This window comes from Lentzea sp. NPDC058436, from assembly GCF_042721515.1.
Classification (GTDB): Bacteria; Actinomycetota; Actinomycetes; order Mycobacteriales; family Pseudonocardiaceae; genus Lentzea.
Genome location: NZ_JBHXLF010000001.1, coordinates 123740 through 145747, shown reverse-complemented (window position 1 = coordinate 145747; position 22008 = coordinate 123740). Strand labels below are relative to the sequence as shown.

22 protein-coding genes are annotated in these 22008 nt (G+C 69.9%); 10 read left to right on the top strand and 12 right to left on the bottom strand.

The window, feature by feature from the left end:
* The first annotated feature begins 132 nt into the window (after nucleotides 1-132).
* The 4 genes from ACFWN2_RS00635 to ACFWN2_RS00620 are packed head-to-tail and all read left to right on the top strand — an operon-like array spanning nucleotide 133 to nucleotide 1955.
* Entirely contained in the window at nucleotides 133-1176 is a 1044-nt protein-coding gene (locus tag ACFWN2_RS00635; protein ID WP_382423965.1) for a M12 family metallopeptidase, read from the top strand.
* 11 nt (nucleotides 1177-1187) lie between these two features.
* A complete protein-coding gene (locus ACFWN2_RS00630) occupies nucleotides 1188-1388 on the top strand; it encodes a hypothetical protein (RefSeq protein WP_382423964.1) in 201 nt (66 codons plus the stop codon).
* Nucleotides 1388-1645 (top strand): hypothetical protein, encoded by a 258-nt coding sequence (locus tag ACFWN2_RS00625; protein ID WP_382423963.1) that lies wholly within the window; start codon nucleotides 1388-1390, stop codon nucleotides 1643-1645. Before ACFWN2_RS00630 ends, ACFWN2_RS00625 begins: the two co-directional genes overlap by 1 nt.
* Before the next feature lies 1 nt (nucleotide 1646).
* Complete coding sequence (locus ACFWN2_RS00620) at nucleotides 1647-1955, top strand: hypothetical protein (RefSeq protein WP_382423962.1); 309 nt, start codon at nucleotides 1647-1649, stop codon at nucleotides 1953-1955.
* Here the strand turns inward: ACFWN2_RS00620 and ACFWN2_RS00615 are convergent.
* The gene (locus tag ACFWN2_RS00615; RefSeq protein ID WP_382423961.1) at nucleotides 1952-3313 is read right to left on the bottom strand and encodes an oxygenase MpaB family protein; all 1362 of its coding nucleotides are present in this window, start codon (nucleotides 3311-3313) and stop codon (nucleotides 1952-1954) included. The two genes, ACFWN2_RS00620 and ACFWN2_RS00615, sit on opposite strands and share 4 nt — an antisense overlap.
* Before the next feature lie 270 nt (nucleotides 3314-3583).
* Here ACFWN2_RS00615 and ACFWN2_RS00610 point away from each other — a divergent pair, with 270 nt between their 5' ends.
* Nucleotides 3584-4492 carry a DUF1996 domain-containing protein gene (locus tag ACFWN2_RS00610; protein ID WP_382423960.1) on the top strand — a complete coding sequence of 303 codons (909 nt, stop codon included), beginning with the start codon at nucleotides 3584-3586 and terminating at the stop codon, nucleotides 4490-4492.
* 32 nt (nucleotides 4493-4524) lie between these two features.
* The gene (locus ACFWN2_RS00605) at nucleotides 4525-5016 is read left to right on the top strand and encodes a DUF305 domain-containing protein (protein ID WP_382423959.1); all 492 of its coding nucleotides are present in this window, start codon (nucleotides 4525-4527) and stop codon (nucleotides 5014-5016) included.
* Here ACFWN2_RS00605 and ACFWN2_RS00600 read toward each other — a convergent pair.
* The 7 genes from ACFWN2_RS00600 to ACFWN2_RS00570 all read right to left on the bottom strand — a co-directional run bounded on the left by ACFWN2_RS00600 (nucleotide 5007) and on the right by ACFWN2_RS00570 (nucleotide 13842).
* Nucleotides 5007-7202 (bottom strand): discoidin domain-containing protein, encoded by a 2196-nt coding sequence (locus ACFWN2_RS00600; RefSeq protein WP_382423958.1) that lies wholly within the window; start codon nucleotides 7200-7202, stop codon nucleotides 5007-5009. The genes ACFWN2_RS00605 and ACFWN2_RS00600 overlap by 10 nt on opposite strands.
* 94 nt (nucleotides 7203-7296) lie before the next feature.
* Nucleotides 7297-8310: a LacI family DNA-binding transcriptional regulator gene (locus ACFWN2_RS00595; RefSeq protein WP_382423957.1), complete on the bottom strand. Its 1014-nt coding sequence runs from the start codon at nucleotides 8308-8310 to the stop codon at nucleotides 7297-7299.
* Nucleotides 8311-8348: 38 nt separating this feature from the next.
* Nucleotides 8349-11441 (bottom strand): PA14 domain-containing protein, encoded by a 3093-nt coding sequence (locus ACFWN2_RS00590; RefSeq protein ID WP_382423956.1) that lies wholly within the window; start codon nucleotides 11439-11441, stop codon nucleotides 8349-8351.
* A 175-nt stretch (nucleotides 11442-11616) separates the two neighbouring features.
* Nucleotides 11617-12255 (bottom strand): HAD-IA family hydrolase, encoded by a 639-nt coding sequence (locus tag ACFWN2_RS00585; RefSeq protein ID WP_382423955.1) that lies wholly within the window; start codon nucleotides 12253-12255, stop codon nucleotides 11617-11619.
* A gap of 8 nt (nucleotides 12256-12263) precedes the next feature.
* Entirely contained in the window at nucleotides 12264-12521 is a 258-nt protein-coding gene (locus ACFWN2_RS00580) for a DUF6510 family protein (RefSeq protein ID WP_382423954.1), read from the bottom strand.
* 14 nt (nucleotides 12522-12535) lie between these two features.
* Complete coding sequence (locus ACFWN2_RS00575) at nucleotides 12536-13273, bottom strand: ferredoxin reductase (RefSeq protein WP_382423953.1); 738 nt, start codon at nucleotides 13271-13273, stop codon at nucleotides 12536-12538.
* Nucleotides 13243-13842 (bottom strand): sulfite oxidase-like oxidoreductase, encoded by a 600-nt coding sequence (locus ACFWN2_RS00570; protein WP_382423952.1) that lies wholly within the window; start codon nucleotides 13840-13842, stop codon nucleotides 13243-13245. Before ACFWN2_RS00570 ends, ACFWN2_RS00575 begins: the two co-directional genes overlap by 31 nt.
* Before the next feature lie 56 nt (nucleotides 13843-13898).
* On the opposite strand from ACFWN2_RS00570, the gene ACFWN2_RS00565 reads away from it, so the two are divergent.
* Entirely contained in the window at nucleotides 13899-14672 is a 774-nt protein-coding gene (locus ACFWN2_RS00565; protein ID WP_382423951.1) for a crotonase/enoyl-CoA hydratase family protein, read from the top strand.
* An 11-nt stretch (nucleotides 14673-14683) separates the two neighbouring features.
* Nucleotides 14684-15067: an HNH endonuclease gene (locus tag ACFWN2_RS00560; protein WP_382423950.1), complete on the top strand. Its 384-nt coding sequence runs from the start codon at nucleotides 14684-14686 to the stop codon at nucleotides 15065-15067.
* Here ACFWN2_RS00560 and ACFWN2_RS00555 read toward each other — a convergent pair.
* The 3 genes from ACFWN2_RS00555 to ACFWN2_RS00545 all read right to left on the bottom strand — a co-directional run bounded on the left by ACFWN2_RS00555 (nucleotide 15030) and on the right by ACFWN2_RS00545 (nucleotide 17459).
* Nucleotides 15030-15941: a DUF6891 domain-containing protein gene (locus tag ACFWN2_RS00555; RefSeq protein WP_382423949.1), complete on the bottom strand. Its 912-nt coding sequence runs from the start codon at nucleotides 15939-15941 to the stop codon at nucleotides 15030-15032. The two genes, ACFWN2_RS00560 and ACFWN2_RS00555, sit on opposite strands and share 38 nt — an antisense overlap.
* 61 nt (nucleotides 15942-16002) lie before the next feature.
* Nucleotides 16003-16449: a hypothetical protein gene (locus tag ACFWN2_RS00550; RefSeq protein WP_382423948.1), complete on the bottom strand. Its 447-nt coding sequence runs from the start codon at nucleotides 16447-16449 to the stop codon at nucleotides 16003-16005.
* Nucleotides 16450-16526: 77 nt separating this feature from the next.
* Nucleotides 16527-17459 carry a hypothetical protein gene (locus ACFWN2_RS00545; RefSeq protein WP_382423947.1) on the bottom strand — a complete coding sequence of 311 codons (933 nt, stop codon included), beginning with the start codon at nucleotides 17457-17459 and terminating at the stop codon, nucleotides 16527-16529.
* 137 nt (nucleotides 17460-17596) lie between these two features.
* Between ACFWN2_RS00545 and ACFWN2_RS00540 the strand changes: the two genes are divergently transcribed.
* On the top strand, nucleotides 17597-19000 hold the full coding sequence (locus ACFWN2_RS00540; protein WP_382423946.1) for a YdiU family protein: 1404 nt from the start codon (nucleotides 17597-17599) through the stop codon (nucleotides 18998-19000).
* On the top strand, nucleotides 19000-19395 hold the full coding sequence (tsaA, locus tag ACFWN2_RS00535) for a tRNA (N6-threonylcarbamoyladenosine(37)-N6)-methyltransferase TrmO (RefSeq protein WP_382423945.1): 396 nt from the start codon (nucleotides 19000-19002) through the stop codon (nucleotides 19393-19395). The genes ACFWN2_RS00540 and tsaA overlap by 1 nt, the downstream gene beginning before the upstream one ends.
* Before the next feature lie 9 nt (nucleotides 19396-19404).
* Here tsaA and ACFWN2_RS00530 read toward each other — a convergent pair whose 3' ends face one another.
* On the bottom strand, nucleotides 19405-21999 hold the full coding sequence (locus tag ACFWN2_RS00530; protein WP_382423944.1) for a hypothetical protein: 2595 nt from the start codon (nucleotides 21997-21999) through the stop codon (nucleotides 19405-19407).
* Nucleotides 22000-22008 lie beyond the last annotated feature (9 nt).

The following is a 22008-nucleotide window of genomic DNA, read 5'->3' as shown; positions in this document are numbered from 1 at the left end:
ACCGCTTCGTCGTTACAGCCGGGGTTTGCGCTCTCCATTGATTCCGCGAATGCGACGGAGGCGTTCGACCCTAGGCGCATCTGCCGTTCGAGGATCAGGCTGGAAAGCCTTCCGCAGTGACGGGGAGGCACGATGAGTGAATCGAGTGGCAGCGGCCAGTTCCGCGTAGGTCCGGAAATCAGGACCGGCGTGATCGAGACGCAGGGCCAGGGCGCGAAAGCCGTTCTGTACACCGAGGTCGACGGTGAGCCGATGGTCGAGGGCGACATCGTGCTCGTCCTCGTTCAGGAGGGCGACCTCCACCCCGAAGGCGTCGTCATCCCTGGTCAGCAGTTCCGCTGGCCGGGCGGGCGGGTGCCGTTCGAGATCGACCCCAACCTGCCGAACCAGGCCCGCGTGCACAACGCGGTCGCGCACTGGGAACGCAACACGCGCATTCGCCTGGTGCCGAGAAACGCGGCGAACCCCGACCACCGGAACTTCATCCGATTCCAGCCCGGCGGTGGCTGCAGTTCTCCCGTGGGCATGCGCGGAAACCAGCAGAACATCACCCTGGCACCCGGCTGCGAGACCGGCGCGACCATTCACGAAATCGGCCACAGCGTCGGGTTGTGGCACGAGCAGAGCCGTGAGGACCGGGGCAGCTTCGTGACGATCGACTTCACGAACGTCCAGCAGCAAAGCGCCCACAACTTCAACCAGCACATCACCGACGGCGACGACGTCGGCCCGTACGACTACCACTCGATCATGCACTACCCGCGCAGGGCGTTCGCGATCGACACGGGCCGCGACACGATGACGCCGATCCAGAACGTCGAGATCGGCCAGCGCGACGGGCTCAGTCCCGGCGACTGCGCGGCGGTCAGGGCGATGTACAGCGGCCTCGAACCGGCGGCGGTGTTCCGCGGCGTGCAGTTCACGGGCTCGATCGCGGCCGGTGCGACGAGGCGCTGGTTCACCCACAGCTGGCCTGCCCACTGGTACGTCCTGTGGACCGTGGTGCCGACCGCGCCCGCGGTGGACGGACCGGCGCAGATCACGTGGACCACCCAGGTCACCCGGCAGTCCGGCGGGCTGCTCAAGTACTTCCTCTCCGTCACGAACCTGACCGGCGGGCCGGTCGACGTCGAGGCCCGCTACGACGTGCTCGGCTGGTCGCCGAACGCACTCTGAGAGGAGCTGCCATGAGCGCCGACCTCGACGGCGGGGCCGCCCCCGCGTCGCTCGACGACCTGGTGGTCGCCGAACCGCTCGAAGCCGCGGAGAACGGTGGTGCGGCACCGGTGGCCGCCACCGGCCCCGAGGACGAAGCCGCGGCCGACGCCGTCCACGCGGCCGAGGACGCCGGTCCCGCACCCGAAGCAGAACCAGAAGGGGGCATCTGATGCGACTGGGAGTGCAGTTCCGAGGACAGGTGCCCGGTGGCACGTCGCGCCGCTGGTTCACCCACAGCTGGCCCGAGAGCTGGCGGGTCGTGTGGATGGTGGTGCCGACGTGGCCGATGGTCGACGGCGACGCGCAGGTCGAGTGGAAGGTGCAGGTCGACCGGCAGGCCGCCGGGCTGATCAAGTACTTCATCGAGGTCCGCAACCTCACCGGCGGCCCGGTCGACTTCGAGGCCCGGTTCGCCGTGCTGAACTGACGTGCGCGGGACCGTCGTGATCCCCGCCGGCACGCCCGCGTTCGGCCAGGCGGTGCTGCGGGTGCGGCTGCTCGACGTGCTCCTCGCCGACGCTCCGGCCGTCACCAGAGCCGAGCACGTCAGCGAGTTCTCCCGCGACCACACCGCCGAGCAACGCCTGCCGTTCGACCTCGACGGGGTCGGTGGGGTGCTGAGCGTCGCCGCGCACGTGGACGTGAGCGGCGACGGGCACGTGCGTAATGGAGACCTGGTCAGCACCACCGCCGTCGCACCGTCGGACGGCGTGGTGGTGTTCGTCGAGGTCGTCTAGACCCGGCCGAGCAGGTGCCGCGCCGCCTCGAAGTCGCGTTCGCCGACGAGGAACTCGCGCAGCGCCAGCTCCAGCTCGTCGCCCCGGATGGTGCCGTCGCCGTCGTGGTCGAGCTCGCGCATGGCCGCGATGAGCTCGTGGCGGCGCGGGCTGTGGTCGAGCAGCCGGGTGTACTCGTCCTGGCGGACCTCGCCGTTGCCGTCGCGGTCGATCAGGCCGCGCACCACGGCGGCGACAGCGCCGTGGCCGCGGGAGCGGTCGGGCGGGCCGGGGTAGGCGCGATCGGCCAGCGCCACGGCGTACGCGGCGTCGGTCACCGAACCGTCCGGCGGGGTGTGGGTGGCCGCGCAGAGCTGCTGCCACCAGGAGTGGAACGCCTCGTGGACGGCGTCCTCGTCCTTCTCGTCCAGGTCCAGGTGGGTGCTGATCTCCCTGGCCATCGCCAGGAAGTCGCTCCACCGCAGCACGCCGTCGCCGCTCTGGTCGAGCACGGTGCCGAAGAACGACTCGGGGACGACCACCCGCGACGGGTTCTCGGCGGCCCTGATCGAGGCGGCGGCGAGCGGCAGGTACCGCCACGACCTGGGCAGCAGGTCAGCGACGATCCTCACGGCCTGGTGCAGTCCGCCGACCACGAGGCCGGCACCGGGCACCACGGCCAGCCGCAGGCGGTCCCGGTAGGCGGCGGGCAGCGTGGCGGTGGTGGCCTGGACGGCGGCGGTGACCACCGCGAAGCGCAGCGGCGCCCACACCAGGGACGGGACCGGCACGCCGGACGGCGGCGGGATGCGGTAGATGCTGCCCGACAACAGGTCCCTGACCGTCGGGTTGTCCTCCAGCACCTCGGCGACCACGCGGTCGAAGTAGCCGCGGAACTCGTCGGGGGTCTCAGGGAGGTCGTTCTCCCCCAGGCCGAACCGCCGGCCGAGCCGGCACCACTCGTCGTAGAAGCGGCCCGTCTCCTCCGCGGACAGGGGTTCCCCGCCCAGGCTCTGCATGGTCAGCACGGCCTCGAACAGGGTCAGGTGCACCCAGGCCCTGGCCGTGGTGTCGCCCGCGTCGAACGCCCTGCCGTAGCCGTCCTCGCCCTGCATGCGGCGGTGGAGCCGTTCGAGGCGGGCCAGTTCACGGCGTTGTTCGGCGGCACTGCCGTAGACGTAGGTCTGGAGGCTTTCGATCGTGCGGAACAACCGCCGCCACGGGCGTGCGTTGTACACCGAGAACTCGGCGACAGCGGCCCCCACGGCCGGGTGCGCGGCCTGCAGCACCAACGCCCGGTGCATCACCAGCAGGAACCGCCATTGCCCCAGGCGTTCCCACGTGCTCGATCCCGGTCCCAGTGCCAGCTCGACGGTCATGACGCCGAAGCTAGCCACCGGCTTCGGCGCCTGAGAACGACGTTCACCTCATCCGGTGGTGGAATGCACCCTCTTGCCGGAACTTGATCACTTCGGACGAGCTCTCGGGTGCGAGATACGGGAGAGCGCTCTCACAACCCTGCCGCCGAACGGTACGACCAGACGCCGGAAGTGTCAAAGAACCGGTCTTGACACCTCGCACGGCATGGCGGGACGCTACTTGGGAGAGCGCTCTCCCAAGCCGGTTCCCACGTCGGCAGGAGGACACAGGTGTCCCGAAAACTCAGCGCACTAGCAACGGCGGCCGCACTGGTGGCAGCCGTGGTCGTGGTGGCGTCCCAGTCGGCGCAGGCCGACGACCTGGTCACGCACCACGAGTTCCAGGCCAACTGCTCGGTCACGACCCACCTCCCGGACGACCCGATCGTCTTCCCGGGACTGGCGGGCGCGTCCCACATGCACACGTTCCTCGGCAACCCGTCGACGAACGCGCGCAGCACCAACGACTCGCTCAAGGCCGCCCAGACCAACTGCAGGACGCCCGACGACAAGTCGGCGTACTGGTTCCCGTCGGTCTACAACGGCGACCAGATCGTGCCGCCGAACTTCCCGCAGGTCATCTACTACAAGTCCGGCATCCTGAGGTACCAGGACGTCGTGCCGTTCCCGCCGGGCATGCGGTTCGTGGTCGGCAGTCCCACGGCGACGCAGGAGCAGTTCCGCACCGCGCCCGGCGCGGTCGAGGGCTGGGAGTGCGGCGACAGCTTCCACAACTGGGACATCCCGGCGTACTGCACGCCGGGCAGCCAGCTCAACGTCCGCTACCAGGCCCCGAGCTGCTGGAACGGCCGTGACCTCGACTCGGCCGACCACAAGTCGCACATGGCCTACCCGGACCGCGCGACGCTGGTCTGCCCGTCGAGCCACCCGGTCGCGGTGCCGATGATCGAGTTCAAGATGGCGTTCCCGGTGTCCGGGGACATGTCCCGCGTGCGGCTCTCCAGCGGACGCGGCTACACCTGGCACTACGACTTCATGAACGCCTGGGACGCACCGACCCAGGCCGCGCTCGTCCGGCACTGCATCAACGGCGGGCTGCAGTGCGACCCGCGCGGGTTCGACCTGTACAAGCCGAATCGAGGCGCAGCACTCGGACCGGACTACCGGTTGCCGCGGTGAGGTTCCTCGCCTCATGCACCCCAGGGCGGCGCGTGCCCTGGGGTGTTTCCGCGCTGGTGCTGCTGGCGGCTTGTGCCGCGCCCGCTCCCCCGCCACCGCAGCAGCAGGTCTCGCCGTTCAACGCCACGGACACGGCGTGGGTGCAGCTGATGATCCCGATGAACGAGCAGCTGCTGCCCGCGCTGGAGGCCGCCCCGCCCGCACTCGCCGGGTTCGCCGCGGACCTGAAGGCGTCGCACGAGAGCGAGCTGGTCCACTTGAGACAGTTGCGCGACCGGGCCGGTCTGCCGGACACCAACCTGCACGCGGGGCACCAGATGCCGGGCCTCGTCTCGGAGGCGGACCTGCTGGTGATCCGCGCGGATCCGTCAGCTCTGAGCAAGAAGCTCCACGAGCACCTGGACCAGACCGCCAAGCTCGCCCGCAGCGAGCTGGAGAACGGAACGGACGCCGCGACCAAGGAGTTCGCGGCGTCCGTCGAGTCATCGCGGAAGGATCAGCTCACCAGGCTGGGTCAGGGGTAGTTCACGACGTAGCGGACCTGGTTCGCCAGGTCCGCCTGACCACCCGTGCCGTTGATGACGTTGGCGATCGTGCCGACCCCGCCGAGCGACACCGCCACGAGGTGCGTGAACCGGACACCCGACCGGTTCGGCGCCTCGAAGCCGTTGTCGGTGACGATGCTCGGGTCGGCCTGGTTGAAGGCGTAGACACCCACGCCGAACGCCTGGTGCGTCGTGACGGTGTCGGCGACCTTGTAGCCGGCCCAGCCCCGCTTGGACCCGTTCATCCAGGCTGCCTGGTTGGGCGGGTCGTACGGCAGCTCGTTCTGGTACAGGTAGACGCGGCCGCCGTTGCCGTTCCAGATCAGGTTGTGCTGCTGGTAGTGCTCCACGAACAACCCGTACGCGATCACGTCGTCACCGTTGACGACGACACCGTTCTGACCGGGGTTGGCCGTCCAGCTCACGCCTTCACCGTGGTCCGCGCGCCACACCCACGTGTGGTCGATGATCGTGTTGCGGCTGTTCACCCGCATGCTGACCGTCGCCTTGCCTGCCTGAGAGCCACCGACGCGCAGGTACACGTCGTGCAACGACGTCGGGTTGGCCGCGTGCGAGTTCGCACTGGAGTCACCGATCTCCAGCAGCACCGGGGAGTTCTGCACCCCCGCGTCGACCAGGAACCCGGCCAGCTTCACACCGTCCACATCGGACGTCGTGAGCGCGGCCTTGCCCGTGGTCGGCGTGAGCGTCGCCAGCCCGAGACCCAGCACCACCGTGTTCGGGCGGGTGATCCGGATCGTGTCGTCGAGCTGGTGGATGCCCGGCGTGAGCAGCAGGTGCTTGCCCTGGGTGAGAGCCGCGTTGATCGTCGCGGCCGGCGTGCCGGGCTTGACGATGAAGAAGTCCGCCAGCGACACCGACGAGCCCGGGTTGCCGTTCTCCCAGCTCGTGCCCCGCGAGTTCTGCCGCAACGCGGGCAGGAAGACCCGGTACTCACCGGAGTTGTCGAAGTACAGGTACGGCTTCTCCCGAGTCACCGGCGAGGAGTCGACGGTCGTGTGCGACGGGTTCGGGAAGTTGTTGGCCGGAGCACCCTGGGTGCCGGCGAACACCATGTTCCACACCGACCCCGACCAGCCGTTGACGAGGTTGCTGTTGCGCGTGAGGAACTGCTGCTGCGAACCCGAGACCACGACACCGTCGATCTTGCTGTCGACGATCAGGCCACCGCTGGCCCAGCCGTCGTAGCCGTTCCACAGGTGCGCCTGCCCGCGCAGGTGCATCCGCCGGTACGCGGTGGCCTGCGAGACGGCCCAGCGCTCGATCTGGTTGGCCGGCAACGTCACCGACAGGTTCTCCGCACCACGCCAGAAGTTCTGCGTCGCGTTGCCCAGGTTGTTCGGGTCGTTGCCCTGCTGCAACCAGTCCGCCTCGACCCGGATGTGCCCGTTGATGTTCACGTCGTCCGGCATCAACCCGAGACCGGCGATCTGGGTGTAGAAGCGGAGGTTGACGTCGGCGTAGTAGGTGCCCGGCTTGAACAGCACCGCATGCCGCTGCGGACCGAACTGGTTCGTCTTCATCTGCGCCGAGATCGAGTCCAGCCTCGACTGCATCTCCGACTGAGACGAGCCAGGACCGTAGACGTACACGTTCGGCCCGAAGTCCGGGTTGCGCGGATCGGTCGGCGTGACACCCGGCGTGTCGGGGGTGCCGACGTAGACACCCAGCTCCCACAACGAGTAGCCGTAGCCGGTACCGCGCTGGGTGCCGTACACCCGCACGTACCGGCCGGAACCGCTGACGTCGAGCGACTGCGTGCCACCGGTACCGGTCGTGGTCGAGTGGACGTCACGCCAGGAGTTCGCGGCCGCGGTGTCCGACACCTGGACCTGGAACGCCTTGCCGTACGCGCCCTCCCACGCCAGGGAGACGCGGCAGATCTGCTGTGAGGACCCCAGATCCACCTGCAACCACTGCGGATCCGAGAACTGCGACGACCACCGCGTACCGGCATTGCCGTCCACGGCGGCGGAAGCAGGGGTCCCACCGTTCTCCGTCGACGACGCGGTCGCAGGGCGGTTGAGAGCGACGTTGGAGGTACCGCACGCGGCGGCACCCGCTTGGGAAGTAGCGCTGACTGTGGTCACCAAACACAGAGCGGCAGCGGCGAGCGCGGCGGCCCTGGACAGGGTCGATCCCATGATCCTGCCTGACAGGGGAAGGGCTGAAAGCCTTGGACAGGGGCATGAGAGCGCTCTCCCAAGGGACGTTAACGCCGCGTGTCGGGCAGGTCAATCAGGCGGAGGCCCGTACGACGAGTTCCGGTTCGAAGATGACGGATCTCGGCCGTTGTCCCGGTTTTTCCAGGTCAGCGAGCAACAGGTCGGCCATCTGAGCGGCCATCTTCTCCACCGGCTGCCGGATCGTGGTGAGCTGCGGCCGGCACGCGAGCGCGGGCGCGCTGTCGTCGAACCCGACCACGGCCACCGCGTCGGGCACGCGCAGTCCGTGCTCCAGCAGCACGTCCACGGCCGCCTGGGCCATCAGGTCGTTGGCGGCGAACACGGCGTCGAGGTCGGGGCACTCGGTGAGCAGCCGGTGCATCGCGGCCGCGCCGCTCTCGGCGGTGAACCCGCCCTCGGCGGTCGGCACGTACGGGAACCCGTGGCGGGCCATTGCGTCGCGGAACCCGGCGTGCCTGTCCTGGCTCGCCAGGACGTCCATCGGGCCGGAGATCGTGGTGATGTTGTAGCGCCCGGATGTCACGAGGTGGTCGGCGGCCATCCTGCCACCCGCGCGGTGGTCCATGTCGACGTAGCTGATCGGCATCGGCCTGCCGGGCCGCGCGTAGAGCACCGAGGGAACGCCCGCGTCCACCAGCTTGGCGGGCAACGGGTCGTCGGGGTGGGTCGAGACCAGCAGCGCGCCGTCGGCGCTGCCCTGTCTGAGGAACTCGACGACCTCGGTCCGCGCCGGGTCGGAGTCGGCGAGCATGAGCACGGGGTGGACGCTGTGGCCGCGCAGGAAGTCGACCACGCCTGCCGTCACGCGCCCGAAGAACGGGTCGGTGAAGACGTCCGATCCGCCGCCCGTACCGGAGATCACCAAGGCGACCGTGCCGGTGCGGCGGGTGACGAGAGACCGGGCCGCCCTGTTCGGCGTGTACCCGGTCTGCTCGATCGCGTTGCGCACCGTCTCCTGGATGTCGGGATCGACGTTCCGCGTGCCGTTCACGACACGGGAGACCGTCGCGCGAGACACTCCAGCGACTCGCGCGACGTCCTCCAGCGTGGGCGCAACCTTGCTCATGCGACGGTTGTACCACGCCGGAGAGCGTTCTCCCTTGATCAGGAGGTGACGCGGACCTCCTTGATCGCACCCGGCCAGAAGTCGACGTTCTGACCGTTGTACTTGGCGCGGCCGACCGTGAACGCGCCGGTGCTCTCGATCGCCGGTCCGGCCGCGGCCGTGGCGACCAGCGCGCCGTCCACGTAGAGCCGGATCTCGTTGCCCTTGCGCTCACCCTTGAGCTCGTACCAGCGCCCGATCTCCGGCGTGGTCTCGAACCGGGCGCGGTTGCCGCCCGGGGTGCTGAACGCGAAGGCGCCCTGGCCGTACTGCAGGTAGAAGGGGTTCTCCCGCTCCCTGCCGTCCTGGCTCACGGCCGAGGCGTAGTTGCCAGGCAGTTCGTCCAGCCGCACCCTGGCCGACACGGTGTAGTCCTTGGTCGTGTCGACGACCGGGCCGTAGGTGTCCGCCGAGCCGTTCTTGAAGACCAGCGCGCCGTCCTTCCAGGTGGCGCCGGCCGGGCTGAGCGTGAGCGGGTTCTTGCCCGTGGAGTCCTTGGCCGTGGTGCCCTTGGTCTCGTTGAGCTTCCACTCGCCGCTGCCCGCGAACGGGTACGGCTTGCCCGCGTTGGCACCGGCCTCGATCACGCGCCGGTTGATCTCGCGGACGGGACCCGGATCGACCTTGATGCGCTTGCGGTCGTAGGTCCAGAGCCCGTTGAGCTCGCCTTCGAGGTCGGTGACCTGCGTGTAGACCGACGCGGACATCTCCGCGCGGGCCTGGCCGAGGTAGAACGTGCGGGTGTTGTCGACGTACTTCGCCGTCAACGCCGCCTTGTCCGCCACGCCGCTGTAGATCGCGATCGGGGCGCCCGGCCACTGGTGGCCCGGCGTGCGCAGCGTGAAGCCGCCGTGCTCGCCGTCCATCACGACGCGCTTGCCGTCCGGACGGGCCGGGTCGGTGTTGTTGTAGTCGTGGTGGTCGATGACGTCGCCCTTGCCGCTGTCACCCTTGGAGGCGCAGCAGTTCACGCCGCTGTGGGCGCTGACGACGCGGCTCGGGTCGAGCGCCTTGACCTCGTCGGTGATCTGACCGGTCACGGTGCGGTCCCACTCGCCCCAGCCCTCGTTGAACACGATCCAGGCGTAGATCGACGGGTAGTTCTGGAGCTGGTGCATCAGCTCCTTGCCCTCCTTGACGAACCGCTCCTGCGAGAGGGGGTTGTTGCCGTCCTCCAGGGCCACGAAGTCCTGCCACACCAGCAGTCCGAGCCGGTCCGCGTGGTAGTACCAGCGGGCGGGTTCGGCCTTGATGTGCTTGCGGACCGCGTTGAAGCCGAGGTCCTTCTGCGCCTTCAGGTCGAAGACCAGCGCCTCGTCGCTCGGCGCCGTGTTCAGGCCGTCCGGGTAGAAGCCCTGGTCGAGCTGCATCAGGTTGAAGATCGGCTGGCCGTTGAGCGTGAGCTTGGGCGTGCCGCCGACGTTCGCGATGCCGGTGGAGCGCATGCCGAAGTAGCTCTTGACCTTGTCCTTGCCGAGCGTGATGTCGAGCTTGTAGAGGTACGGGTCGTCCGGCGTCCACAGGTGGGCGTTCGGCACCGACAGCTTGAGGTTCGAGTTCGCCGGTCCGGTGACCGTGCCGACCTGCTTGCCCTTGGCGTCACGCGCGACCGCGGTGACGTTCGCGGTGCCGGCGGACTTGACGTTGACCGTGAGCGAGCTGGACGCGAGGTCCGGGGTCGTCTTGATCTCGTCGATGCCCTTGTCCGCGACCGGTTCCATCCACACCGTCTGCCAGATGCCCGACGACGGCGTGTAGAAGATGCCGCTGGGGTTGGGCGACTGCTTGCCCTTGGGCTGGTTCGGGCCGGTGGTGTCGGTGACGCCGACGACGATCTCCTGCTCACCGCGCTTGAGCACGTCGGTGATGTCCGCGCTGAACGCCGTGTAACCGCCGGTGTGCTCGGCGACGAGCTTGCCGTTCACCCAGACCTTGGCCTCGTAGTCGACCGCGCCGAAGTTGAGCTTCAACCGCTGGCCGTTGCCGATGCGCCAGTCGTTCGGCACCGACACCGTCTTGCGGTAGAACATGTGGTCCTCGTGCCGTTCGAGCCCGGAGAGCTGCGACTCGATCGGGTACGGGACGATGACCTTCTCGCGCAGCTTCTTGCCGAACGCGGGCTGCTCGCCGGCCTTCGCCGCCGCGAACTCCCACGGACCGTTGAGGTTGACCCACTTGTCGCGTTCCAGCTGCGGCCTCGGGTACTCCGGCAGCGGGTTGCGCGTGTCGACCTTCTCGCCCCACGGCGTGCGCAGCCGTTCGGTCGAGACGTTGCCGGTCGTGCGAGCGGTCTTCCCGACCTTCTGGCCGTCGACCGCGAGCGCGCCCGCGCCGTCGTAGTAGATCCGGACCCGCTGGCCCTTCAGGACCCGCTCACCCAGCTGGATCGTCGCCTTGTTCCGGCTCGTCGTGATGACCGAGATCGGGAACGGGGTGGCGTCGACCTCGATGCGCAGGTGTTCCTTGAGGTCGCTGACGCCCGTGACGCGGCCACCGAAGTCCGCGGTGAGGGTGCGCCCGTCCTTGGAGACCTCCGCCGTGCGCGGCACGACCTGGAAGTCCGACGGCGGCGTGAACGCCGAGGAGGGCACGAGCTGCTTGGGCGTGTTCGCGCTCGACCAGCGCAGGAACATGTTGGCGCCGCCGACGTCCTGGAACATCTCCAGCTTGAAGGCGTACTGCTTGCCCGCGGTGAGCGTGACCGGTGCGCTGGTCTGCTCGCGGTCCCAGTCGGGCACCCAGTGGTCGATCACGGACTTGTCGTCGATCAGCAGGCGGAACCCGTTGTCGCCGATGGCGTGGAACGTGTAGTCACCGGTCTGCGGCACCGCGATCTGGCCGGTCCACCGCGCGGTCGTGTGTTCGGTGCGACCGTTCAGGAAGCCGAAGACACCGGTCAGGTCACCCTGGTTGATGTCGGCGTCGAGCACGGTGCCGCCCAGGTTCGCGAAGTCCCGCGCGCCCGGTGCCGACATGCTGAAGTACTCGCCCTTCAGGCCGTGCACGGGCTCGGCGGCGACTGCGGACGGCGTGGCGGGAGTTATGCCCAACGCCATCAGCAGCGCGACGAGTACGGGGGCGGTTTTCTTCATCGGCGAAGATCCCCTTCGTTTTACAACGTTGTAAGTGCGCTCCCCCACATCAACGCACACGAATCAACAACCGGGCTACGGCCGTTCGGAGTATCAGTCATGTCAAACCGGACAAGTTTCCGGGAAATGACGGTCTGGGGTCGGGAGAAGTGGATGTGTTCCAGACCCGGTGGGGTCAAACGGACCTGAGCGCCCCGGAGACCTCGATGCCGCCACCGGTCCACCGGGCCGACCGCAGATCCCGCACCACGACCGGCGCGGGCGTCTCCAGCGCGCCCTCACCGACACCGACCACGGCGGCCCCGGCGGCCAGCCCCGCGGCGATCCCGTTGCCGCTGTCCTCGAAGACCACGCACTCGCCGATCGGCAGCCCGAGCTTGTGCGCCGCCCTCAGGTAGCCCTCGGGGTCGGGCTTGCCGCGCGTCACGTCGTCGCCGTTGATGACCACCGACGGCAACGGGATCCCCACCGTGGCCAGCCGGACGGTGAGCAGCTCGGGCGGGGCCGACGTGACCAGTGCCCAGTTGCCCGGCAACGAGTCCACCAGCTCGCGGGCTCCGGGGATCGCGGCGGTCGAACCGGCGTCGGCGACCTCGATCTCGTTGATCCGCCGCAGCGCCTCGGCGTGCGCGGAGTCCGGCACGTGCATGCGGACGGTGTCCGTGGCCCGGCGGCCGTGCAGGCCGCGCAGGACGTCCTCCGGGTCTACGCCGTACTCGTGCGCCCACTGCGTCCACGCGTGTTCGGCGGCCACGGTCGAGTCGGTCAGCACGCCGTCCATGTCGAACAGCACCGCCTGGCAGGCCAGGTTCATCGTTCTCCTCAAGGCAGCGGGATCTCCAGGCTCACCGTGCCGCGCAGGTCCAGCCACGCGCGGTCACGTCCGCGCACCAGCCGCAGCACGACCTCCTCGCAGTGCGGGCAGCGCGCGACGGTGCCGGGAGCGTTCCGGTAGACGCGCAGGCTCGCCACGGACCCTTTGTACCCGCAGCCCGAGCACTGCCCGGTCGCGGCGGTCAGGTCGACCGCGAAGATCTCGCGCAGGTCGCCCGCCAGCGCGTTGCCGTCCACGTGGCTCATCGGTGCTCTCCTGTTCAGCCGAAGCGTTCCGTGCGGACGCGGCGGGGGTCGTGGCCCAGCGCGACGAAGACGTCGGACACCGTCTCGACGAAGCCGGTCGGCCCGCACACGAAGACGTTCGGCGCGAAGTCTGCGGGCCAGGCGTGGGTGTTGAGCGCGGCGAGGCCCAGGCGTGCCGGCGGCGGTGCGCCCTCCGGTGCCTGGCGGGTGTGGACGAGGTGGACGTCGAGGCCGTTGTCCTCGCGGGCGCGGCGGCGCAGCTCGTCGGCGTAGTACACGTCCTCGGGCGTGCGGACCGAGTAGATCAGCCGGAACGGCACGCGGCTGCCCTCCGCCGCCCGCGTGCGGATCATCGCCATCAGCGGCGCGATGCCCGACCCGCCCGCCACGAGCGTCACCGGTGCCTGGTCGGTCGGGCGCCACACGAACCAGCCGCCCACGGGCCCGCGCAGCTCGATCTGATCGCCCGGCTTGAGCACGTCGCACAGGTACGGCGACACCTCGCCGTCCGCGACCCGCTGGACGCTCAGCTCGAACCGCTCCCCGTCCGGCGCGGAGGAGATCGAGTAGCTGCGCTGCACCGAGTAGCCGTCCTCGGCGGTCAGCTTCACGTCGACGTGCTGACCGGGGAGGTGACCGGGCCAGCCGGGCACGTCGAACACCAGGCCGCGCGCGCTCTTCGTGAGGTCGACGGCCTCCGCCAGCTCGGCCACCCGCCAGGTCAGTCGCCCTGATACCGCTGCTCGCGCCATGGGTCTCCGTAGTCGTGGTAGCCCGCGCTCTCCCAGAAGCCGGGTTCGTCCTCCAGCAGCAACTGGATCCCGCGGACCCACTTGGCCGACTTCCAGAAGTACAGGTGCGGCACCAGCAACCGCGCGGGGCCGCCGTGCTCGGGCGTGAGCTCGTCGCCGTCGTAGCGGTAGGCGATCCACGCCTGGCCGTCGACGAGGTCCTCCAGCGGCAGGTTCGTGGTGTAGCCGCCGTAGGACTGCACGAGCGCGAAGTCGGCCGCCGTCTCGACGTCCTCCAGCAGCACGTCCAGCGAGACGCCCTTCCAGCGCGTGCCGAGCTTGGACCACTTGGTGACGCAGTGGATGTCCGTCGTGATCTTCTCCGCGGGCAGCTCGATCAGCTGCTGCCACGACCAGTCGTACCGCTGACCGGCCTCGGTGTTGATCGTGAACTGCCACCGGTCGGTCGTGACGCGCGGCGTCGGGCCCGCGGTGAGGACCGGGAAGTCCTCCGCCAGGTACTGCCCTGGCGGCAGCCGCACTTCCGGCGACTGGCGTCGCCCCGTGAAACCGGGAGAGACGATTGGCATCGTGTCAGTAGACGACAGCGGCGGCCCGAACGCCACTGGTGATCACGGAGGTCACATTGGACGTGCTGGTGGAGACCGTCGGCGTGGTGACGGTGATCCGGATGAACCGCCCGGACCGGCGCAACGCGGTCGACGGGCCGATGGCTGCCGAGCTGCTGGACGCGTTCCTGGCGTTCGAGGAGGACCCGTCGCAACGGGTGGCGGTGCTCACCGGCGAGGGCGGGACGTTCTGCGCGGGCGCGGACCTGACGTCGGTCGGTGATCCGGCCCGGCGCAACTCGCTGGACCCGGCCGGTGACGGTCCCATGGGACCGACCCGGTTGTCGCTGCGGAAGCCGTTGATCGCCGCCGTCAGCGGGTACGCGGTGGCCGGTGGCCTGGAGCTCGCGCTGCTGGCCGACCTGCGGGTGGTGGAGAGCGACGCTGTGTTCGGGGTGTTCTGCCGGCGGTGGGGCGTGCCGTTGATCGACGGCGGCACCGCGCGGCTGCCCCGGGTCGTGGGGCTCGGGCGGGCACTGGACCTGATCCTGACCGGTCGTCCCGTCGCGGCGGACGAGGCGCTCGCGATCGGTCTGGCGAACCGGGTGGTGGAGCCCGGCCAGGCGGTGGCGGTCGCCGTGGAACTGGCTCAGCAGATCGCCGCGTTCCCGTTCGAGTGCGTGCTGGCGGACCGGGCGTCGACCTACGCGGGGCTCGACCTGGGGCTGGCGGAGGCGTTGCGGGCGGAAGGGGTCGCCGGTGTGCCGATCGTGGCACGGGAAGGGGTGGCGGGTGCGGCGCGGTTCGCGGGTGGAGCCGGTCGGCACGGCGAGTTCCGTGAGGTTCGCTAGGCTCGGCGATCGTGCCCACCGGTGGTAGCAAACAGGTTCGCGCCGCGCGCAAGCGCAAGAAGCGCATGGCTCGCGCCGTCAACGACCTGACGGACGCGCAGTGGGACGCGATCAAGATCGCGTGGGGCGGATGTGCCTACTGCACAGCACCTTCCGGTTCGTTGCAAAAGGACTGCGTGCAGGCCCTCTCCCGCGGCGGCCGCTACACGCTCGCCAACGTCGTGCCCGCGTGCGGTTCCTGCAACGCCAGCAAGTGCAACGCCGAGGTGACGGGCTGGCTGCGGCGCAAGAAGCTCGACGAGCGCACGTTCCTCGTGCGCCTCTACGAGATCTCGAACGACTTGACCGCCCGCTTCGCTATCCCACCAGCCGACGACGCCAGTCCAGTGGTGTGACGGAGATCGAGCGTCCGGGATCGCCGTTCCACACGACGGGCAGTCCCGCCGCCTCGACCGCGGCGACGACCTCCTGACCGATGGCCGCGGTGGTCTCGGCCGACCCGTCGAACCCGCCGTAGAGCAGCGTGAGCCCGTGCCCCGCGGCGGCGGATTCCGTGCACTGGCTGTGGAAGTAGACGAACCCGCGCGCGCCGGGCGCGGCCTCGGCACCGATCTCGGTCTGGCCGCAGTTGCGGCAGCAGCTGAAGTTCTCGCGGGCGGTGATCCCGCTCTCCTGCAGCACGGCGAACGCGCGGGTGAGCCGTTCGGGATCGGTCTCGCCCTGCCAGGTCCGCTGCTCCGCGATCCGTTCCAGCCACAGCCGGTCGGCCAGCGCGGACGCCTGCTCCCGCGAGACGGGCCGGACGTCGTCGTCGACCAGGAACTCCTCGGCGAGCTCGGCCAGCTGCGCGCGGGAGGCGTACCCGGCGGCCAACTCCTCGCGGACGCGGTTCTCCAACTGCGTGCGCTCGGCGTCGGGCAGGTCCAGCGGCGGCGCCTCGGGAACGGGCGCCAGGTCGAGCGGCGACCAGGTCAGCCCGCTGTCCCAGCCCGGCTCCTGACGGGCCCAGCCGGTGAGCGCGGCGGCCACGGCCAGCGGTTCGTCGGCCGCCGTCTGGTACTGCCGGCCGCCGTCGCGGTGCTCGACCTCGTAGCCGCCACCGCTCTCGTGCCAGACCTGGGCGAAGACGCCGGGCAGGTCGGGCACCCGTTGCAGGACCAGGAACCGGTCGCCGTCCCCGCCGATGCGCAGGACCAGCTCGGCGAGGGTCTCGGCGGTGGGGCGGACGTGCCGTTCCCAGTTCTCGGTCTCCACGACGATCTCGAGCATGCGAAGACTCTAGGTGGTGGCCTGCGGACCCCGGCCACGCGGATGCGGAACCTGAGCGACCTCAAGCCGCGTTGCGCACTGCGCTGTAGCCGCTGTAAAGCGCGTCCCACGCCTTCCTGCACCGCGCGTCGAGCTGCCCGTCCGCGCTCACCCCACCGGCCGCGAACCACGGCTCGCACGGCGCGATCTCGGTGAGCTGACGGCGCACGTCGGTGATCGCGGCCTGGCCCGCGGGCGGGAGCTTGGCCGACTGCTTCTCGACCTCGTCGATCACGTGCGTCACGTCGGGCATGACGTGGCTGCAGTTGTCGGCGGGGGCGACGGGTTCGCCGCGCAGGCGGGCGGCGCAGTCCGTGAGCAGGACGCCGATCGCGTCGAGCCTGGGCTGCAGGTCGGGCAGCGGGGAGCCGGTGGCAGACGTGGCGGCCGGGGTGATCGTGGGCAGGGACGAGGTCCCGGTACCGCACCCGAGCAGGAGGAAAGCCAGCGCAATGGCGGAGTAGCGCACGACCAGCAGCGTAGCGAGACGAAAAGGCCGCCTGAGCAGGGGTGCTCTGGCGGCCTTCGTCGTTCACCCGATCAGGTTCATGCGCGGATGTAGGACTTCACGCCCTGCGGGAAGCCGATGGGGGCGGCGGACGTGTCGTTGACGGACCCGCTCACGACCGCGGACTTGCCCTTGCAGCCCGGCTCGGACCAGATCTTCACGGCGCCGTCCGGGGACAGCGACTCGAAACCGCCGCGGAGGTCGGCGCACTTGTCGGAGACCTTGACGCCGACGGCGAAGCTGTCGCCGAAGTCCTTGAGGTTCTTCTCCTTGAAGAACGTCACGGAGTTCGCGGGCTTGCCGCCGGGGGCGGGCTGGTTCGGGTTCGGCGCCTCGGCGGCGGGCACGGCGCGCTTGCCCTCCGGGTTGATGACGAACCACTTGCCGCCGACGTTCTGGCCGAGGATGTCGCCGGCCTTCTTGTCCTTGTTGAAGAGGTAGATCGGGCGGCCGCCGATCGTCACCTGGGTCTGGCCGTCCTGGCGCTTGATGAAGCCGATGTTGTCCCTGCGGATGCCGGGGAAGAACAGCCTGGTGCCCTTGGTGACGGTGATGGCGGGCCAGGTCTTGGCGCACTCACCGTTGCAGTTGGACACACCGCCGTTCACCGGGTCGTCGCTGAACCAGTAGACGGAGAGGCCTTTTCCGTTCACCACAGCGGGTTCGAGGCCGCCGGCGTTGCCGACGCGCAGCTCGACCCACTTCTGCTTCACCTCGACGGGCGCGGACTCCGGTGCGCGGTCACCGGTGCTCTGGTCCGCCTTGTTCGAGTTCGCGGTGCCGCGCAACAAGTCCACTCCGGACTGTCCGTCGGTCTCGGGCTCGTTCGACGCGTCCTGAGCCTGTTCCTGGACCTGGTCCTGGCTGGGAGCGGCGGAACCGGACGTGGTGGCGCCCTGGCCGCACGCCGTCAGCATGACGACACCGACCGCGAAAAGGGCAGCAGCGAACCCAACTTGCTTGCGACGCATTGGTTTCTTCTCATTCCTGAGTGGACTGATCAACCTGTTCACCACTGACACGTGCCGGCTCGCGAAGCGGTTCAAAGAGTTCGAACTTGAGACCGCGGTCACACGGGTTCTCGTGCGCACCGGGTACCGTTGGAGGCGTGAACATCAGCCTGAGCAGCGATTTCGCGACCGCGGTCCCCGAGATGGCGGTCTCGTGGAAGGCCGTCCCGGTCGCCGAACCGGAACTCCTCGTCCTCAACGAGCGGCTCGCGCGGGAAATCGGGCTCGATCCGGCCTGGCTCGCCGAATCAGGTCTCCCCCTTCTCACCGGCAATTCCGCGCCCGGATTCGCCCAGGCGTACGCGGGTCACCAGTTCGGCGGCTATTCCCCTCGACTGGGCGATGGCCGCGCGCTCCTGCTCGGTGAGCTGACCGACGCCGAGGGCCGTCTGCGCGACCTGCACCTGAAGGGCTCCGGCCGCACCCCGTTCGCCCGCGGTGGTGACGGGCTGGCCGCCGTCGGCCCGATGCTGCGCGAGTACGTGGTCAGCGAGGCGATGCACGCGCTCGGCATCCCCACGACCCGCGCGCTGGCCGTCGTCGCCACCGGCCACTCCGTGCAGCGCGAGGAACCGCTGGCCGGCGCGGTGCTGGCCAGGGTCGCCGCGTCGCACCTGCGGGTGGGCAGCTTCCAGTACGCGCGCGCCACGGACGACCTGGACCTGTTGCGCCGCCTCGCCGACCACGCGATCGCCCGCCACCACCCCGGCAGCACCCCTCTGGAGCTGTTCGGGCACGTGGTCGCCGCGCAGGCGTCGCTCGTCGCGCGGTGGATGCTCGTCGGCTTCGTCCACGGCGTGATGAACACGGACAACATGACGATCTCCGGCGAGACGATCGACTACGGCCCCTGCGCGTTCATGGAGGCCTACGACCCGACGACGAAGTACAGCTCCATCGACCACCGCGGCCGGTACGCCTACGGCAACCAGCCGATCATCGCCGAGTGGAACCTCGCCCGCCTCGCCGAGGCGCTCCTGCCGCTGTTCGCCGAGGACCAGGACGAGGCGGTGTCGCTGGCGGTCGCGACGCTGCGGACGTTCGACGCGCTCTTCGAGGAGGCGTGGATAGGCGGCATGGCGGCGAAGCTCGGCGTGTCCGGTGACGTGAAGCCACTGCTCAAGGACCTGCTCGCGCTGATGCAGGAGAACCACGTCGACTTCACGTCGTTCTTCCACCTGCTCGGCAAGGCGGCCCGTGGCGACGCGGAACCCGTCCGCTCGTCGTTCCTCGACCTCGCCGCGATCGACGCCTGGATCGCGCGCTGGCGGGAGCTCGGGCCGGACGCCGGCCTGATGGAGAAGGTCAACCCCGTCTACATCCCGCGCAACCACCTCGTGGAGGAGGCGCTGGCGGCCGGGGCGGACGGCGACATGGGTCCGTTCGAGCGACTGCTGAAAGCGGTTACCTCCCCGTTCGGCGAACGACCCGGCCTGGAATACTTCTCGGCTCCTGCGCCGCAGGACTTCAGTGCCACCTACCGGACCTACTGCGGGACTTGATGAAGCTGCAGCCGATCGGCCACGTCGAATCGCCTCTCACCGAACGCTCTGCCGCGCCCAGGCAGGCTGACGAGGGCGCTCCCGAGGCCCTGCTCGTGTTCGCCCCGGAGTACGCGCGGGCGATGAAGGAACTGCACGAGGGCCAGGACGTCCTGGTCCTCACCTGGCTCGACCGCGCCGACAGGTCGGTGCTGGCGGTGCATCCCCGCAGCGACCCTGCGCGGCCCGAGACGGGCGTGTTCTCCACGCGCTCGCCCGACCGGCCGAACCCCATCGGCCTGCACCACGTGCGGATCACGGAGGTGGACGGCCTCGCGGTGCGGGTCGCGCACCTGGAGGCCGTGGACGGCACGCCGATCGTGGACGTGAAGCCGGTCCTGGGCACCGAACGCTGACCTGATCACCTACTGCGGATCTCGCGGGCACCCGCCGTCCGGTGTCAGCCCCTCCGCCAGGTCCTCGCCGAACGGCAGCTCACCGCACAGCAACCGGGGTGTCGAGGTCGTGTCCGTGTTGCCCTGCAGCACGAGCACGGCCTTGTTCGACGGCAGCCGCGTGCTGGCCCCGAACCCGATGGTGCCGGTGGCGCCCTGGATCGCGTTGTCCGGCCGGATGCTCCCGATCCCGGCGAGCAGTCCCTCCCGCACCCGCGCGCCGGGGTCGGTCCGCCGCACCTGCCGCACTCCTTCCGCCAGCACCTGGATCGCGTCGTAGGCCGCGGCCGAACGCCCGTCCCCCAGCGTCTGGCACGTCCTGCGGAACACGTCGAGGTAGTTCTTGTAGAACGGCACCTTCGCGCAGTCGCCCCACGCGGCGGGGCTCGCGAACGACAGGTAGTCCAGGCGCACGTTGGGGAACTGGGCCATCGTGCCCTCCAGGATGAACCGGGTGGACGAGTCGCTCGCGATCACCGGCGGCGTGGCGCCCTGGCACCTGCTGTTCATGCCGCGCAGGAACTCCGCCAGGTACTGGGCCCGGCCGGCGTAGAAGACGGCGTACCCCGGCTTGGCCTGCGCCGGGCACGCGCCCTGCCCGAGGCTCGCCGGCGCGAGACCCTCGTCGTCGTTCGCGACCCGGTACGACTTGTACTGGCTGACCACGATCCCGCGCTCGGCGAACGAGAGCCGGGCGTCCTCGGCGAGGTTCTGGCTGTAGCGGTCGCCGGGGTCGCCGGAGAAGAAGATCGCCACGTCCGTCACGTTCAGGCGGCTCTGCGCGTAGTAGGCGGCGACCTTCGACTCGCGCAGGTTGTTGGGGCCGATCTGGTAGTAGTACTCGTTGATGCTCGCCATGTCGTCGGCGGACGTCAGCGTGCCGATGATCGGCAAGGCGTTGCTGCCCAGTAGTTTCACCACGGACTTGGCCGTGTCGGTGCTGATCGACAGCCCGGTCACCGCGACGACGCTGCGGTCGCGCGCGGCCAGTTCGACGATCTTGTCCGCGGCCACGTCACCGGACGCGAGCCCGCGCCCGCCCGGTCCCTCGCCGCCGTTGGCCAGCAACACCTTCATCGGCACGTCGCTGTTCTTCTGCGCCACCCAGACGCCGCGCAGCTCCTCGACCAGGGCGTGGAAGCTGTTGGCGGTGCTGGGGGTCAGCACGCTGAGGAACACGATGGTGATCGCGTCCGGCCGCAGCGCCGCCCTGCGGTTCTCCGCCACGATCCTGCTGTAGGCGTCCTCCAGGGCCGGCCGGATGTCGGCGGGCACGGAGTCGGGGACGAAGTGCCGCAACGGATCCGCCGACACCCCGATGCACTCCTCGCCGATCCGTTGCAGCGGCGAGCGCACCGACGGCGACCACCACTCGTCGCACCGGGCGTGGTTGAGGAACGGCACGGCCACGAGCGAGCCCGCCAGCAGCAGGAGCACGAGCGGCGCTGCGATTGCCCGTCGCAACCGCAGCGACGGGAACTCGGACAGCGCGCCGGCGATCCCCCGCGCCGGTTCGGAGGAGTCGGTGTCGAGCGCCAGGACCCAGTCACCGGTCCTGGACAGCTGCCGGAGCCAGTCGTGGTAGCCCGCGAGCGCGTCGGCCGCGTGCGTTCGCGGCGGTTCGGCGGACTCCACCGCCGTGACGACCAGCAGCGGATCCGGCCGGCTCAACGGGTTCGCGCGCCACGACTGTCCACTCCGGACATCGCTGCGCACGCGACCGATCGTGTCGACCAGCCACTGCCCCTCGCAGTCACCGCCGTGGTCGTCGAGCAGGAGCCACGGAACGCCGGTTCGCCGCCGGCCGGTCCCCCACACCGTCCAGCGCCGGTGCGACCGCCGAAGGTCCTCCAGCAACGCGAGCACGAGCAGGTCGCCGACCTCGTCCTCGTGCCGCTCCGCCAGCCGTTCCTTCACCACCGCGCGGGCGAGCCGGTAGAAACCGCGCCGCGACCGCCCGCCCAGCGCCTGCTCGCCCACCCACGTCGCCGGGCGCCACAGCAGTGCCATCAACGCCAGGCCGATCCGCGGCATCACGCCGATGACCAGCCTGATCCACCACGGGAAGTCCTGGGCGAGGTCCTGCATCCCGTCCCGCGTGACCCGCATGCGCCGCTGCAGGTGCCGCCGGAACTCGCGGGCGATCTCCCGTTCCTCCTCCTCGGCCTCGACCTGCTCGTCCAGCGTCAGGTCGAGCAGCCATCCGACGAGCGCGAACCGCGGGAACCGCAGCCGCGGCACACCCCGCACCTCACTGGCGAGTTGCCCGACCACGTCGTCGAGCAGCTTGCGCCGCGACTCCGCGGCACCGTCGACCAGCGCGTACGGCACCCGCCGCCCACGCGCGTTCGCGGGCCGGTTCGCCAGCGCCTCCAACGGACTCTCCGTCCCCAGCGGCCGGCGCAGCTGGACGATCGGCAACGGCACGTCGCGCGCGGGCCAGCGCGGACGGGACGCCAGCCGGTCGAGCAGCCGCAGCACCTCGATCGCGCCGCTGAACCTCAGCCCGCGCGTCTGGTCGGAACCGGAGAACCACCCCTGTGATGTCGTCCGCCGCAGCGCCAAGTCCCCGCC